The organism is Streptomyces sp. 4F14, assembly GCF_048159485.1.
Classification (GTDB): Bacteria; Actinomycetota; Actinomycetes; order Streptomycetales; family Streptomycetaceae; genus Streptomyces.
In genome coordinates this window covers 293482-309359 of the sequence record NZ_JBLRVY010000010.1, presented here as the reverse complement: position 1 = coordinate 309359, position 15878 = coordinate 293482, and the positions used below count along the sequence as shown (strand labels likewise).

The following is a 15878-nucleotide window of genomic DNA, read 5'->3' as shown; positions in this document are numbered from 1 at the left end:
CCGGACGACGACGTTCTGACGTCCGTCCGGACGACGCGCAACCGGGTCCGCCCGCATGTGAATGAGTACCGCCCTCGGTGCGAGCCCTCTCCCCCGCCCCATACCAGGAAGGTTTCATCGGCATGTCCATATTCCCCAGCAGGCGACGCATCCTGGCGACAGGTGCCGGTGCCGCTCTGGGCGCCGGAGTGTTCGGCGCCTCTCCGGCCTCCGCCTCTGCCGCCGCGTCCCCGCACACCGCCGGCGCCGGGGCCGGGGCCGAGGAGACCCGGTCGCTCGACGAGCTCTACCAGGCCGCCCTCGCGGAGAGCGGAAAGCTCGTGATCTACGCGGGCGGCGACATCACGACGCAGGCGGACGGCGTGCGCGCCGGTTTCAAGAACCGCTTTCCCGGCATCGACCTGACGGTCGTCATCGACTACAGCAAGTACCACGACGTCCGGGTGGACAACCAGTTCGCCACCGACACGGTCGTACCCGATGTCGTACAGCTACAGACCGTCCAGGACTTCGTGCGCTGGAAGGAGCAAGGGCGTCTGCTCGCTTACAAGCCGGCCGGGTTCTCGAAGGTGTACGCCCCCTTCAAGGACCCGCACGGCGCCTGGGTCGCCGTACAGGTGGCCGCCTTCAGCTACATGTACGGTCCGGCGGCGGTCGGTTCGGACGTGCCCGCGAGCCCGCTCGACCTCGTCGACGCCCGGTGGAAGGGGCGGATCGCCTCCTCCTATCCGCACGACGACGACGCGGCCCTCTACCTCTACACGCTCTACGTGCAGAAGTACGGATGGGACTGGCTGGCCCGACTGGCCGCCCAGGAGCCGCAGTTCGCCCGCGGCAGCTTCAGCCCCAGGGACGCCGTCACCAATGGGCAGAAGGCCATCGGCATCGGTGGCTCCGGCGCGCCCCTGGCCACCGGGCCCGTCAAGTGGGTGCTCCCCGACGGGGCGACGCCGTTCATGTCCTGGGGGCAGCGGGCCGCGATCCTGAAGCAGGCCAAGAACCCCACTGCCGCCAAGCTGTACCTCAACTGGCGGTTGTCCACCGGAGAACAGCAGGCCGCCACCAACGGCTGGTCGGTCCGCACGGACGTCACTCCGCCCACGGGCCTGAAGCCGGTCTGGCAGTACCCGAACGGGAACCTCGACGGGTTCCCCCGCTTCATGGCCGACCGCGCCGCGGTCGAGCGCTGGAAGCAGACGTTCGCTCTCTACTTCGGAGAGGTCAAGGGAGACCCGACGCCGGGCTCGCTCGGACTGCATCCGGGCGCCTGACCGCCGACCGGGAGACGGACGTCGACGTGCTGACGCGGTCCGCCCGGGGCCGGCCGAGACGGCTGAGAAGGAGCTGGTCGGCTTACGCGCGACGCTGTCGCCCGGTCCCGGTCGGCCCCCGATCCCGGTCGGCCCCCGGTCCACGGCCGGCCCCCCGTCCCGGCCGTGGACCGGCCTCGGCAAGAAGGACGCCGCCGGCCAGGAACTCCGGGCCGGACGCGACCGCCGGGGCGGGGCCGACGGGGGCAGGGCGGGGGTGACACGAGCAGGGCGGGGTGCTCCGCCGCGGTGCGCCGCGCCGGTGAGCGGGTCCGCCGCTCTCATGCGGCCTGATCCCCCGCTCTCATGCGGCCTGATCCGCCGGACAGACCCCAGGCCGGACAGACCCCAGGGGGGAGGAGGCACCCGCGCCCGCACCCGCGCCCCGCGATGAGGGCGTGGCCGCGCACCGGCCCCGGTCGCCCCTCCGGCGTCAGCCCGCAGTACCTCCGAGGTACGCCCCGGTAATACCGGCACCGACCATCTGCCCCGCCCCTGGCTAGAGTGACCCCATGACCCGACCCACCCGCTTCGATCGCGGCCACACCGACGATCTCAAGTCATTCCTCACGGCCAGCCCGACGCCGTACCACGCCGTGGCGACCGCAGCGGACCGGTTGGAGAAGGCCGGGTTCCGACAGCTCGCCGAGACGGACGCGTGGGACGCGACGACCGGCGGCAAGTACGTGCTGCGCGGCGGCGCGATCGTCGCCTGGTACGTCCCCGAGGGCGCCCGGCCGCACACGCCGTTCCGGATCGTCGGCGCCCACACCGACTCCCCGAACCTCCGCGTCAAGCCCCTCCCGGACACCGGCGCGCACGGCTGGCGCCAGATCGCCGTCGAGATCTACGGCGGCCCGCTGCTCAACTCCTGGCTCGACCGCGACCTCGGCATCGCCGGCCGCCTCACCCTGCGCGACGGCTCGACCCGCCTCGTCGACGTCAGCCGCCCCCTGCTGCGCGTCCCCCAACTCGCCATCCACCTCGACCGGTCGGTCATCGCCGACGGCCTGAAGCTGGACAAGCAGCGGCACTTGCAGCCGGTGTGGGGCCTCGGGGACGCGCGCGAAGGCGACTTGATCGCGTTCCTGGAGGAGGAGACGGGCCTCGCGCCGGGCGAGGTCACCGGCTGGGACCTGATGACGCACTCCATCGAGCCGCCGGCCTACCTCGGCCGCGACGAGGAACTCCTCGCCGGGCCCCGGATGGACAACCTCCTGTCGGTGCACGCGGCGACCGCCGCGCTGGGCGCCGTCGCGACCCACCTCGGCGACGAACTCCCGTACATCCCGGTGGCCGTGGCGTTCGACCACGAGGAGAGCGGCTCGCAGTCCGACACCGGCGCGGACGGCCCGCTGCTCGGCGGCGTCCTGGAGCGCTCGGTGTTCGCGCGCGGCGGGTCGTACGAGGACCGCGCCCGCGCCTTCGCCGGGACCGTCTGCCTGTCCTCCGACACCGGGCACGCCGTGCACCCCAACTACGCGGAGCGGCACGACCCGACGCACCAGCCCCGGATCAACGGCGGCCCGATCCTCAAGGTGAACGTCAACAACCGCTACGCCACGGACGGTTCGGGCCGCGCGGTGTTCGCCGCGGCCTGCGAGAGGGCCGGGGTGCCGTTCCAGTCGTTCGTGTCCAACAACTCGATGCCGTGCGGGACGACGATCGGCCCGATCACCGCCGCGCGGCACGGGATCCAGACCGTCGACATCGGGGCGGCGATCCTCTCCATGCACAGCGCGCGGGAACTGTGCGGCGCCGACGACCCGTTCCTCCTCGCGAACGCGCTGGCCGCGTTCCTGGAGGGCTGAGTACCTGAGAGGTAGTACCTGGGGGGCAGTACCTGAGGGGTACAGCCTGAGAGGTACCGCCTGAGGGGTAGCTCCGGGGTACGACATACCCGGGAGCTACCCCTCACGTACTCCCCCGCTCACTGCTCCCGGCAGGCGCGCGCCGCGTCACGGAACCACAGCGCGCTCGCCTTCGGGGTGCGCCGCTGTGTCTCGTAGTCCACGTGCACCAGACCGAACCGCTTCTCGTACCCGTAGGCCCACTCGAAGTTGTCCATCAGCGACCAGCAGAAATACCCCCGTACGTCCGCCCCGGCCGCCCGCGCGAGCCCGATCGCGGCGAGGTGGTCGGCGAGGTAGGCGGTGCGGTCGGTGTCCTGAATCCGACCCGTCCCGTCGACAGGGGAGTCGCTGTCGTCAAAGGCGGCGCCGTTCTCGGTGATGTAGAGCGGCAGTGCGGGGTACTCCCGGCTGAGCCGGGTGAGGAGGGCCGTCATGCCTTCCGGATAGATCTCCCAGGGCATCGCGGTCGAGGGCCGGTGGGTCTGCGGAACACCCTCGTAGCCGTGCGGCTCATCGGTCGCACGGACCACGTCCCGGAAGTAGTAGTTCACACCCAGGAAGTCCAGCGGCTGCGCGATCGTCCTCAAGTCGCCTTCCTGAACCGGAAGTTGGGCGTCCTGTTTCGCCAGGTCGGTGAGCAGGTCGGCCGGGTAGCGGCCCAGCAGCACCGGGTCGAGGTAGATCCGCGCGCCGATCGCGTCCGCGCGCCGCGCCGCCTCGACGTCCTCGGGCGCGTCGGAGGCCGGGTGGGCCACCAACGGGTTGAGGGTGATGCCGACTTGCGCGTCCGGCACGGCTTCCCGCAGTTGCTGGACGGCCAGTCCGTGGCCGAGGAGCAGGTGGTGGGCCGCCTTGGTGAAGTCGGGGAAACTCCGCCTGCCCGGGGCGTGGTTGCCGAAGTAGTAGCCCAACATGGCTGAGCAGAAAGGCTCGTTGAGGGTGATCCAGTGCTTCACCCGGTCGCCCAGCGCACCGGCCACGATCCCCGCGTACTCCGCGAACCGGTGGGCGGTGTCGCGCTCCGGCCAGCCGCCCGCGTCCTCCAGCGCCTGCGGCAGGTCCCAGTGGTAGAGGGTCGCCCAGGGGGTGATGCCCTTGGCGAGCAGTTCGTCCACCAGCCGGTCGTAGAAGCCGATTCCACGCGCGTTGACCGGGCCCGTGCCGCCGGGCTGGACGCGCGGCCAGGCCACCGAGAACCGGTAGGCGTCCAGGCCGAGTTCACCCAGCAGCCCGACGTCCTCGGGCATCCGGTGGTAGTGGTCGCAGGCCACGTCCCCGGTGTCGCCCCCGGCCACCTTGCCCGGCGTGTGACTGAAGGTGTCCCAGACGGACGGGGAGCGCCCGTCCTCCGCGACGGCCCCCTCGATCTGGTACGCGGCCGTGGCCGCCCCCCAGACGAAGTCGGCCGGCAGCCCTCGCACAGCCTCGCTCCCCACGGGCTCCGTGCTCGTAGCGGTCATCCGTTCCGCCTCCCTGCGGCGGTACGACATACGGCGTACGACGCCTTCCGCTTAAGGCGTCCATCACCCTCGCGTCGTACCGCACACGACGTACGCCCCCTCTTGTGGGAGCGCTCCCAAGCAGGCTTGCTCAATCCCCGATACCTGTCAAGCGCCGTTGTTTTCCGGCCAATCACACACCCCTTGCCGTGGAGCCCCGGGAACCGGTTGACAGGGCACGACCGGTCCCGGGAAGGTCTTGGGAGCGCTCCCAAGACGCCTCGCAGTCGCCCGATTCTCATCACGGTCAATCACGAACGCCCACAAACGATCCCCGCGCCGTCCGATCCGTCCTTCATGCCCAAGACCGGAAAGTGACCGCACGCATGCCTGATCGCAACTCCGTTCTGCCCCAAAACGCCCTGGGAACCCCATATGTGGAGCGCAATCTCGACCTGGCCGACAAGCTCTACCAGCGTTCCATCCATCCGGCGGCCCGACAGGTCGCCCTCGGGAGACGGCTCTCGTCACCCCTCGTGGTCGATCTCGACCCGACGACCGTGTGCGATCTCGCCTGTCCTGAGTGCATCAGCTCTCAAGTGCTGCACCACGGCCAGATCGGCCAGGACCGCATCCTGAAGCTCGCCCACGAACTGGCCGAATCCGATGTCCGGGCGGTGATCCTCATCGGTGGCGGGGAACCGCTGCTGCACCGGGCCATCGGACAGATCGTCGAAGTACTGCACGAGGCGGGCATCAAGCTCGGGCTCGTCACCAACGGCACCCAGATCAACCGGCATCTCGACCGGCTCGCGGAGTGTCTGTCCTGGGTGCGGGTCTCGGTCGACGCCGGCAGCGCCGACACCTACCAGATGTTCCGGCCGAGCCGGGGCAAGCGCAGCGTGTTCCCCCAAGTCATCGAGAACATGCGGATGTTGGCCGAGCGGAAGCGGGGGCGGCTCGGCTACTCGTTCCTCCTGATGCAGCGCTTCGACGAGGACGGGAAGGTCACCGAGTCCAACTACGACGAGGTCCACCAGGCGGGCCTGCTCGCCCGGGAGATCGGCTGCGACTACTTCGAGGTCAAGGCGATGCTGGACGAGGACCACTACACGGTCAACCAGCGGACCGAGGACATCGCGGCGGTCGAGGAGCAGATCGCGCGGCTGCGGGAGCTGGAGAGCGACTCCTTCCACGTCCTGCACTCCTCCAACTGGCAGGCCGTACGGCGTGGTACGGACCCGGTCCAGCCCAAGGACTACCACCACTGCGCGATCACCGAGCTGCGGACGACGGTGACCCCTACCGGGGTATTCGTCTGCCCCTACCACCGGGGTAACCCCAAGGGGCGGATCGGGGACATCCAGCAGTCCGGGTTCGCCGAGCTGTGGGCCGCCGCCGATACGTCGGTGATCGACCCCAGCGAGGACTGCCAGTTCGTCTGCGCACGGCACCGGTCGAACCAGGAGATCGCCCTGATCGGGAGGCGGCCCGACCCCGAGGGGCCCGGGGCGCTCGGACCGGACGGGCTGATCGACGACTTCGATCCCTTCATCTGAGGGCGGCCGGGCGGCGGCCGGCGCCGGCTCCCCGCCCGGCGCCGGTCGTACCTCCGGGGTAGCTCCCGGGTATGCGGCCGGCCCTTCGTCCTCGCGCTCAGCACACCGCCCCCCACCGAACCATCGAGGCCAGGAGTCCCCTACATGCGTCTAGCCGTGATCGGAGCCGGTCCCGCGGGCCTGACCTGCGTCAAGCAGGCTCTCGCGGACGGGCACGACGTGGTCTGCTACGAGAAGCACCAGGATCTCGGCGGCATCTGGAACCCGGCGTCCGGCGGAGCGTACGCCGGGGTCCGGATGCAGAGCTCCCGCATGAGCATGCCGTTCTCCGACCACCCGCCCCGGTTCGCCGCGGACTTCCCGACGCAGGGCGAGGTGCAGACGTATCTGCACGGGTACGCCGCCGCGTTCGGGCTGCTCGACGTGGTGCGGTTCGGGCGGGAGGTCGTGTCGGTGGTGAAGGAGGGGGGCCGCTGGCGGGTCGGCACGCGCGCTTCGAGCGGGCCTGTCTGGTCCCGTGGGGCGGGGGGTGGGGGTGAGGGCATCGGGGGGTCCGGCGACTCCTCCGGCGGCCTCGCCGACTCCGGGGTCTCGGCGGCGTCCGGCGCCATCACCGAGCCGGATGCCGCCGTGGCCTCCGGCGCCCTCGCCGACCCGGTGGGTGCCCGGCAGCTTCCCGAGCCGCCTCCCCCGCCCAACCCCGAGCACGCCGAGCTGTTCGACGCCGTCCTCGTCGCCAACGGCGAGCTGTGGCGGCCCCGGCTCCCGGACGGCGGCCTCCCCGCGCCGGGGAGCGGTGTCCGCGTCCTCACCTCGCCCGAGTACCGGGGGCCCGAGACCTTCGCCGGTCAGCGGGTCCTGGTGGTCGGGGGCGGGGTCAGCGGCGCGGACATCGCGGCCGACCTCGCGCCGTACGCGGCCCGGGTGGACTGGTCCGTACGGCGCCGGCAGCTGTTCCTGCCCCGGGACATCGGCGGAGTCTACAACGACGCCCTGTTCTCGTACGCGGGGCGGGTCGCCGTGGAGGAGGTGCCGTACGACCGGTACCTCTCCTGGCTGACGGAGTGGATGCCGGAGTACATGGGCCGGTACGCGGCGACGGGGCTACTTCCGGGGGACGGGTATCACGGCGCCGTCCACGTCAACGAGAAGATCGTCCCGGCGGTGTACGACGGAGGAGTTACGCCGGTCGCGGCGTTCGGGCGCTTCACCGAGGACGGCGGCGTGGTCCTCGCGGACGACACCCTCCAGCGGTACGACGCCGTCGTGCTGTGTCTCGGTTACGAGGCCCCCGACTACAGCTTCCTCCCGGCGCTGCGGCGCGAGGACCTGTACGAGCACCACTTCTGGCGGCACGACCCGACGCTCGCCGTCGTCAACACCCCTGTGGACACGGAGGCGTTCGGCACGGCCTGCCCGTACTTCGAGGCGATCGGCGGCTGGGTGCTGAGCGTCCTCGGCGGCAAGACGGCGATACCCGGCCCTGAGGAGCGGGCCGCCTGGTGCGCCGAGCACATGGGCACGCTCGCGGACCGGCGGTACCTGGACTGCTGGCTGGAGACCATCCGCCTCGGCCTCCTCAGCGGCGCGCTGCCCGACCCGGCGGTGCGCTTCCGCGACTACTGGACCCTGGTCTCCAGCCAGGTCGACCCGGCCAACCTCCGCCCCGGCACGCCGAGTCCGATACCGGCCGCCCACGACGACCGCTTCGACCTCGACGCCGTACGCCACCGGATCCTCGCGTCGTTGCCGGTGGCGACGCGGGAGCGGCTGCTGTCGGAGGGGGAGATCGAGGCGGGGGACTTCGAGGCGGCGGCCCGGGTACCGGAGGGGAGGGCGCTGGAGGCGTGGTTGCCTTACCGGCAGCGGGAGTTGGGGGCAGGGGGTGCGGGCGGCGGCACACCTGCCGGTGCGAGGGGGGCGGCCGACGCCCCTGGTGCCCCCGGCTCCCCTGATACCCCCACCATCACCGCCCCCCTCGACGAAGCCTCCGCCGGGAGTCCCGCGTGAGCGCCGGTACCACCGAGGGTGCGCCCGCGAAGGGCGGTAGGTGGCGGCTCGTCGCGGATCCCGCCGTGCGGAATCTGATCGCGGCGACCGGTGCGGTCGGGATCGCGGGGGCGTTTCTCGTGCCCACCACGAGCCTGTTCCTGACCGAGGCGGTCGCCGCGACGCCGCTGATGGTCGGGCTGTTCTTCGCCGCGCGGTCTATCGCGGAGATCGGCACGGACGTCGTCGTCGGGGCGGTTTCCGACCGGCTCAAGGACCGGCGCGCGATCCTCGTGCTCACCGCGCTGCTGAACGCGTCCGGCGCGCTGTGCTACACGTTCCTGCGGGACTACACGCTGCTGCTGGTCACCGGGATGGTCCTGTTCGGCCTGGGCGGCGCCTGCTTCGGGCAACTCTTCGCCTACACAAGGGAGTTGGCGGACGACCGGGGCGTGGACGCGCCGTTCTTCAACGGCTTCCTGCGCTCGGTGACCTCGCTGGCGTGGGTGATCGGCCCGCCGCTGGCGTTCTGGATCGTCGCCCAGTGGTCGTTCGCGGTGCTGTACGCGGCGACGGCCTGCCTCTCGCTGGTCGCGGCGGTGCTGTGCCGCTGGGGCCTGCCGTACCCGCGCACGGCACAAGCGGCGACGCCGGGCGAGGACCAACTCCCGGGCCTGCGCGGCATGTTCGCCGGGGTCGGCCCGCGCACGCTGCTGGTGCTGGGCTCGGTGGTCCTGCTGCTCGGCGCGAACGCGATGTACCAGATCAACCTGCCCCTCTACATCACCGACGACCTCGGTATGAGCGGCCAGTTCGCGGGCCTGCTCCTCGGTGTGAGCGCGGCCCTGGAGATCCCGCTGATGGTGATGGTCGGCGTCTGGGCGGACCGCTTCGGCAAGCGCCGTTTCCTGATCACGGCGACGGTCTGCGCGACGGCGTTCTTCGCGCTGCTGCCGGTCGCCGACACCAGCCGGGCGGCGCTGCTGGCGCTCCAGCCGCTCAACGCGGCTTGGGCGGCAGTGGCGTTGAACATCCCGGTCGTGATGCTCCAGGACAGTCTGCCGGGCCGTTTCGGCACCGCGTCGGCGCTGTACTCCAGCGCTTTCAAGGCGGGGATGTTCCTGGGCGGCCTCGCGGTCGGCACGGTCGCGACGTGGACGGGTTACACGCAGGTCTTCTGGGTGTGCGCCGGACTCACCGCCATCGCGGGGGTGTTGGTGCTGCCGCTGCGGGTCCAGGACACCGACCCGGCGCTCACGAAGCAGGCCCTCACCGGCGCACAGCCCGCCACCGGACAGGCCCTCACCGACGCGCGCCCCGCCACCCAGCAAGCCCCCGCCGACACACACCCCGCCAACTCCCCTGCTCCGCAAGCCTCCACCGACTCAACACCCCCCGCCCGCCCCGCCGAAGGGAGCCCCGAGTGACCACCACGTCGCCCGCCTGCACGGTCGTCGTCCCGACCTACAACCGCGCCGGCCTGCTCACCCACACCCTCGACTCGCTGGTCCGCCAACGCCTGGACGACGCGTTCGAGGTGGTCGTGGCGGACGACGGCTCCTCGGACGACACGGCCGAGGTGGTCGCCTCGTACCGGGACCGCCTGGACATCCACTACGCCTTCCAGGAGGACGAGGGCTACCGCGCCGCGAAGGCCCGCAACCTGGGTCTGGCGAAGGCGCGCGGCAAGGTGACCGTGTTCGTGGACTCCGGCGTGATCCTCCAGTCCGGCGCCCTGAAAGCCCACTTGGACGCGCACGCCGCCTCGGACGAGCCCACGGCCGTGGTCGGCTACGTCTTCTGCTTCAACGAGGGCAACGAGGACGGCGACGAGATCGTCAAGTCCCTGAACTTCGCCGACCCGGACGTGTCGTTCGCCGAATTCGCCGCGGAGAAGCGCTGGTTGGACATCCGTGAGGACTACTACGAGCGCTACGGCGAGGACCTGGACGCGCTGACGGCGCCCTGGCTGATGTGGTGGACCTGCAACTCCTCGGTGGACACGGCCCTGTTGAGGGAGGTCGGCGGCTACGACGAGGCGTACCGGCAGTGGGGCGCGGAGGATGTCGACGTCAGCTACCGGCTGCGGACGGCGGGCTGCCGCTTCGTACTGCGCCGGGACGCGGCCGCGCTGCACGTCCCGCACCCGAAGGACTACGAGTCCAACATGCGTTCGGCGGCGGTCAACTACCGCTATTTCGCGGCCAAGTACGACACTCCGGTGGCCCATCTGGTGGTGAACACCCACTTCCACGAGATCGAGGACGTCCTGCGCTCGCGGGGTCTCGCGGAGGGTGAGCCGACCGAGCACCTGGGGTCGATCGTGCGGCCCATCGACCAGATGGACGCCGAGCGCGCGGCGGCGGCCGGAGGGGAGCGATGATGCCCTTGCTGGGCATGTGGACGGCCGCCGACCGGGAGGCCCGCCGCGAGGGTGCCCGCGTACTGGTCTTCTCCCCGCACCCGGACGACGAGGTGATCGCCTGCGGCGGCACCATCGCGCGCCTGGCCGCCGAAGGCGCCCGCGTGGGCGTGGTGTTCGCGACGGACGGCGCGATGTCGCACGCGGCGGTCCTCGACATCCACACCGAGCCGACCCCGGCCGAACTGCGGGTGATCCGCCGGGAGGAGGCGCGGGGCGCGGCGAAGGCGATGGGCATCGGCGCGGAGGCGGCCCGCTTCCTGGACTACCCGGACACCCAACTGGCCGAGCATCTGCCGGAGTTCAGGCGGGACGTCCTGGAGGTCCTGCGGACGAACCGGGACGTCGCGCAGGTCTATCTCCCGCACGAGGTGCGGGAGCTCAACGCCGACCACCGCCTCACCGGTGAGACGGTCGTCTCCTGTCTCGCCGAACTCGGCCTGGAACCCGAGGTGTTCCGGTACGTGGTGTGGGACGAGCGCACCGAGGACGAGTTCGGCTTCGTCAACCGCAACCCGGCGGCGGGCCAGACCGACACCGCGGAGCAGTTGGTGTCCTTCGACATCACGCCGTACGTCGAGCGGAAGCACGCCGCGTTCCGTGAACACCGCACGCAGGTCGAGCTGTTCGCGCCCGGCCAGACCCGGGCCGTCGTGCCGCCGCCGTTCCAGGAGCGGGTGTTCGCGGCCCGCACCGAGGAATTCTGGGTCACCGCCGCACAGAAGGACCACCGATGACGACACACGCCGACAGCACGCGCCTGCCCTCCCTGCGGCCCCTGTCCGCCTGGCCCCGCCTCACCTCCGCGTTCCCGAGGGACCCGGAGATCGAGCGGCAAGTCGCCGGGATTCTCGCCCAGTTGACGCTGGAGGAGAAGGTCGGCCAGATGATCCAGCCGGAGTTGGCCGAGCTGACCCCGGAGGATGTCCGGGACTTCCACATCGGCTCGGCGCTCAACGGCGCCGGGATCTGGCCGGGCGGCAAGCGGCACGCCTCGGTCCAGGACTGGGTGGACACCGTGGACCGCTTCTGGGAGGCGGCCGAAGAGGGCTGGCAGGGACGGCCGTTCAGGATCCCGTTCCTGTGGGCGACCGACGCCGTGCACGGCCACAACAACGTGTTCGGCGCGACGGTCTTCCCGCACAACATCGGCCTCGGGGCCGCGGGCGAACCGGAGTTGATGCGCCGCATCGGCGAGGCGACGGCCCGCGAGGTCGCCGCGACCGGCATGGACTGGACGTTCGCGCCGACCGTGACGACCCCGCGCGACCGCCGCTGGGGCCGCTACTACGAGGGCTACGGCGAGGACCCGGCCCTGGTGCACGCGTACGGCAGGGCCATGGTGGAGGGCCTCCAGGGCGATGTCACCGCCCTGCGCGCGGGCGGCAGGGTCATCTCCAGCCTCAAGCACTGGATCGCCGACGGCGGCACCGAGAACGGCGGCGACCGGGGCACCGCGCGCTGCTCGGAGGAGGTGCTGCGCGACATCCACGCGCAGGGGTTCATCGCCGGCATCGAGGCGGGCGCGCAGTGCGTGATGGTCTCGTTCAGCAGCTGGTCGAACCCGGCCAACTACGACCATTCGCCGGGGATCTCGGAGCCGTACAACGACAAGGTGCACGGCAGCCGGTTCCTGCTGACGGACATCCTGAAGGACGCGCTCGGCTTCGACGGGGTGCTGCTCAGCGACTGGGACGCGCACGCGGAGGTCGCCAACTGCTCGGCGGGTGACGCCGGTTACGCGATCAACGCGGGCATGGACGTCCTGATGGTCGCGGGCCGCGAGGCATGGCAGGGCGTGCACCGCTCGACCGTGCGGTACGTCCGGGACGGGGTGATCCCGATGTCCCGCATCGACGACGCCGTGTCGCGCGTCCTGCGGATGAAGCTGCGCCTGGGCCTGTGGGACCGGCCGCGCCCCCGCGACCGGGCCGGGGCCGGCCTCCTCGGCCACCCCGAGCACCGCGCGCTCTCCCGCGAGGCCGCCGCCAAGTCCCTCGTCCTGCTGAAGAGTTCACCCGGAGTCCTCCCTCTGAAGCGCACGGCGCGCGTCCTGGTGACCGGCTCCGCGGCGGACTCCCTGAGCAAGCAGTGCGGCGGCTGGACGTTCAGCTGGCAGGGCGACGATGTGACCCGCGCCGACTTCCCCGACGGCACGACCCTGACGGACGCGGTACGCAACTCCCTCGCGCCAGAGGGCCGGTTGACGCAGGACCTCGACGATCCCGCCGGGTACGACGTGGCGTTGGTCGTGATGGGCGAGGACGCGTACGCCGAGATGCGCGGCACGCTGAAGCCCTGGCGCTCCCTGGGCTACGCCGACCTGAAGCTGTCGTACGCCGAAGACCTGGCGCTGCTGCGGCGGTTGAGGGCGGCCGGCGTCCCGACGGTGACCGTCTTCCTCACCGGCCGTCCCCTGTACTGCACGGAGGAGATCAACCTCTCCGACGCCTTCGTCACCGCCTGGCTGCCCGGCCCCTACGCCGAGGGCGTCACCGACGTCCTCTTCGAGGGCGGCCCCGACTTCCAGGGCCGGCTGCCGGTGTCCTGGCCGCGCACCCGCGACTCGGCCGCCGTGAACCGGATCCCCCCGCACCTGCCCGACTACCGCGTCCCGCCGGAGGAGACCGCGCCCACGGGCCGCCACACCCCGCTCTTCCCGGTCGGCCACGGCCTGAGCATGTACGACGGCCAGACCCCCTCGACGGAGCAACTCCCCCTGGACACCCCGGAACCGCCCCCACCGGCACCCCAAGTCGACGGCCCACTGCGCGTCTTGGACGCGGAGGGGACGCCGTACGACCTGAAGGTCGGCGGGCACAACACCTGGTCGCGGGAGGCCGTGCCGCTGACCGGGCCGATGAAGTGCCTGATCGTGCACAGTGATCCGGTGCCGGGGCCGACCGACGGCGTCGGACTGCGGCTGCGCTACACCGGCTACCCGGCCTTCGTGTACGCGGAGTCGCCGACCGGCACCCCGGCCGACCTGCGCGGCTACCTCGACGGCGAGGTGCGCTTCGCCGTCCGGGTCCTCCAACAGCCCTCCGGTCCCCTGTACTTGGCGTGCCACGACGACTACCCGGCCCAGCCGGGCGTCGACCTCGCGCCGAGGCTGCGGGAGCTGGAGCCGGAGCAGTGGTCCGAACTCGCGGTGCCGCTCGCCGAGTTGGCGGCCACGGGGATGGATCTGCGCCATGTGGACGTGCCGTTCATGCTCTACACCGAGGGCACGGCGGTGCTGGAGATAGCCGACGTCTCCTGGCGTGTCCCGTAGGCATGCGGCCGAGACGGAGGCTGGCTCTCATCGGGGCCGGTGCGTGGGGCCGGCGGTATCTGCGGGCCGCCGCGCTGCTGGGGGCGGACGTCGTCGTGTGCCACACCCGGCACCGCGGCGACGACGCCCGCCGGCTGGCCGTCGACCATCCCGAGGTCCGGCACACGACGTCCCTCCAGGAGGCGCTGGAGGGGGAGTTGGACGCGGTGGCCGTCGTCACCCCGCGCGCCTCGCACGCCGGGATCACCCTGGAGTGCCTGCGCCGGGGGCTGCCCGTCCTGGTGGAGAAACCCGCGGTCACCGACCCGGCGGACCTGGCCCGCACCCAGGCCGAGGCCCGCCGCCGGGGACTCACCCTGCACACCGGCTACACCCACTGCCACGACCAGGCCCTGCACCAACTCGCCCTGATGGCCAGTGCGTTGAAGGACCCGAACTGGCACCTCACCTGGACGAGACCCGCCCCCGGCACGACCCGGGCGGACCTGGTCTGGGAGTACTACCCGCACGTCTTCAGCATCGCGGACCTGCTGGGCGGACTCCCGGAACCCGAAACCGGCCCCAGACCCGAACCTCGAACCGGCCCCCACCCCGACGCCACCCCCGAACCCGACACACCACCCCCGACCCCCCTCAGCACCCCCACCCGCATCGAGACCCCCCTCCCCCTGCGCACCGGCCGAGCCCACGCCCTCGTCGCCGCAACCGGCCTGCGCCGCAAGGACATCCGCCTGTACGACGGCCCCGACCTGGTCGCCGTCTGGCGGGACCGGCGCCTGTTCGACCCCCGGCGCCGCCTGCTCTTCGAGGCCCACGAGGAACCCCTCCTGCGCCAACTCCGCACGTTTCTCGACGAGGTGACGGAACCCGGCGACAACTCCCTTGCCTGGCAACGGGACCGGTCCGTCACCGCCCTGCTGGCCGCGCTCGACCGGGCGGCCGGCCGACCCGCACCACCGTTCAGCGAACCATCCCCGCATCCACACGAGGTGTGAACTGTGAGAATTCTTCTGGCGGGCAACCGCGGATATCTCGGTTCCGTCCTGGAGCGATCGCTGCTGCACGACGGGCACGAGGTCGTCGGTCTCGACACGGGCTACTTCGATCCGGCTCCACGCCAGCCCCGCAAGGACGTCCGCCGCGTCACCCGCGACGACCTGCGCGGCTGCGACGCGGTGGTCAACCTCGCCGCGATGTGCAACGACGCGTGCGGCGACCTGTCCGCCTCCGCCACCCATCAGATCAACGCCCACGCCCCGGTCAGACTCGCCGAGCTGGCGAAGTCGCTCGGCATCAGGTCGTACGTCCTGGCCTCCTCGTGCAGCGTGTACGGGGCGGCCCGCGAGGGCGAGTTGACCGAGCGGGACGCGGTCGCGCCGGAGACCGCGTACGCCACCAGCAAGGTGACGGCCGAGCATGAGGTGCTGCGGCTGGCCGACGAGTCGTTCGCCCCGGTCGCGCTGCGCTTCGCGACCCTGTTCGGCGACTCGCCGTCCTTTCGGAGCGACCTCATGGTCAACCGCATCGCGCTGACGGCCGTGCGCTGGGGCCGTATCCGGATGAACGGGGAGGGCCTGCTGTGGCGGCCCCTCCTGCACGTCGCGGACGCCGCGCAGGCGATCCGACTCGTCCTGGAATCAAGGGAGTCGGGCGGCGAGGTCTTCAACGTGGGCTTCGCCGACCAGAACCACCGCATCGTCGACGTCGTCGAGATGACCCGCGAACTCCTGCCCGATGTGACGGTCACCAAGGAACCCGCGCCGGACAGCCGCAGTTACGCCGTCTGCTTCGACAAGTTCCAGGCGGCGTACGGGGAGTTCAAGTCGACCTGCACCGCGGCGGACGGCCTGCGCGAGGTCCTCGACGCCTACCGGCTGCGGCTGCGCGCCCCGCTCAGCGAGACCGGCGACGGCTGGGCCGGCACCGACCGCCGCGAGTGGCTGCTCGCCAAGCGCTCGGCGGGCGACCTGGACGCCGACTTCCACTGGAACTCCCCCACCACCGCCACACTCTGACGAGCCGTCAGAAAGGA

General features: G+C 71.5%; 11 protein-coding genes. 10 read left to right on the top strand and 1 reads right to left on the bottom strand.

Annotated features, from left to right (window positions below; genetic code table 11):
• The first annotated feature begins 122 nt into the window (after positions 1–122).
• Positions 123–1271, top strand: coding sequence for an ABC transporter substrate-binding protein (locus ACLZOT_RS20130; protein ID WP_416970352.1), 1149 nt, complete (start codon positions 123–125; stop codon positions 1269–1271).
• A gap of 551 nt (positions 1272–1822) precedes the next feature.
• On the top strand, positions 1823–3121 hold the full coding sequence (locus ACLZOT_RS20125; RefSeq protein WP_416970351.1) for a M18 family aminopeptidase: 1299 nt from the start codon (positions 1823–1825) through the stop codon (positions 3119–3121).
• Between the two features lie 119 nt (positions 3122–3240).
• Here the strand turns inward: ACLZOT_RS20125 and ACLZOT_RS20120 are convergent, their stop codons facing one another.
• Complete coding sequence (locus ACLZOT_RS20120) at positions 3241–4623, bottom strand: GH1 family beta-glucosidase (protein WP_416970350.1); 1383 nt, start codon at positions 4621–4623, stop codon at positions 3241–3243.
• 416 nt (positions 4624–5039) lie between these two features.
• On the opposite strand from ACLZOT_RS20120, the gene ACLZOT_RS20115 reads away from it, so the two are divergent.
• The 8 genes from ACLZOT_RS20115 to ACLZOT_RS20080 all read left to right on the top strand — a co-directional run bounded on the left by ACLZOT_RS20115 (position 5040) and on the right by ACLZOT_RS20080 (position 15861).
• Positions 5040–6161: a radical SAM protein gene (locus ACLZOT_RS20115; RefSeq protein WP_416970349.1), complete on the top strand. Its 1122-nt coding sequence runs from the start codon at positions 5040–5042 to the stop codon at positions 6159–6161.
• A gap of 144 nt (positions 6162–6305) precedes the next feature.
• Positions 6306–8171, top strand: a complete 1866-nt coding sequence (locus ACLZOT_RS20110) for an NAD(P)-binding protein (RefSeq protein WP_416970348.1) — start codon at positions 6306–6308, stop codon at positions 8169–8171.
• The gene (locus ACLZOT_RS20105) at positions 8168–9577 is read left to right on the top strand and encodes a sugar efflux transporter (RefSeq protein WP_416970347.1); all 1410 of its coding nucleotides are present in this window, start codon (positions 8168–8170) and stop codon (positions 9575–9577) included. The genes ACLZOT_RS20110 and ACLZOT_RS20105 overlap by 4 nt, the downstream gene beginning before the upstream one ends.
• Entirely contained in the window at positions 9574–10533 is a 960-nt protein-coding gene (locus ACLZOT_RS20100; RefSeq protein ID WP_416970346.1) for a glycosyltransferase, read from the top strand. The genes ACLZOT_RS20105 and ACLZOT_RS20100 overlap by 4 nt, the downstream gene beginning before the upstream one ends.
• Positions 10530–11309, top strand: coding sequence for a PIG-L deacetylase family protein (locus ACLZOT_RS20095; protein WP_416970345.1), 780 nt, complete (start codon positions 10530–10532; stop codon positions 11307–11309). Before ACLZOT_RS20100 ends, ACLZOT_RS20095 begins: the two co-directional genes overlap by 4 nt.
• Positions 11306–13846, top strand: a complete 2541-nt coding sequence (locus ACLZOT_RS20090; protein WP_416970344.1) for a glycoside hydrolase family 3 N-terminal domain-containing protein — start codon at positions 11306–11308, stop codon at positions 13844–13846. Before ACLZOT_RS20095 ends, ACLZOT_RS20090 begins: the two co-directional genes overlap by 4 nt.
• 2 nt (positions 13847–13848) lie before the next feature.
• Positions 13849–14841 (top strand): Gfo/Idh/MocA family protein, encoded by a 993-nt coding sequence (locus tag ACLZOT_RS20085; RefSeq protein WP_416970343.1) that lies wholly within the window; start codon positions 13849–13851, stop codon positions 14839–14841.
• A gap of 3 nt (positions 14842–14844) precedes the next feature.
• On the top strand, positions 14845–15861 hold the full coding sequence (locus ACLZOT_RS20080; RefSeq protein WP_416970342.1) for an NAD-dependent epimerase/dehydratase family protein: 1017 nt from the start codon (positions 14845–14847) through the stop codon (positions 15859–15861).
• The last annotated feature ends 17 nt before the right edge of the window (positions 15862–15878 follow it).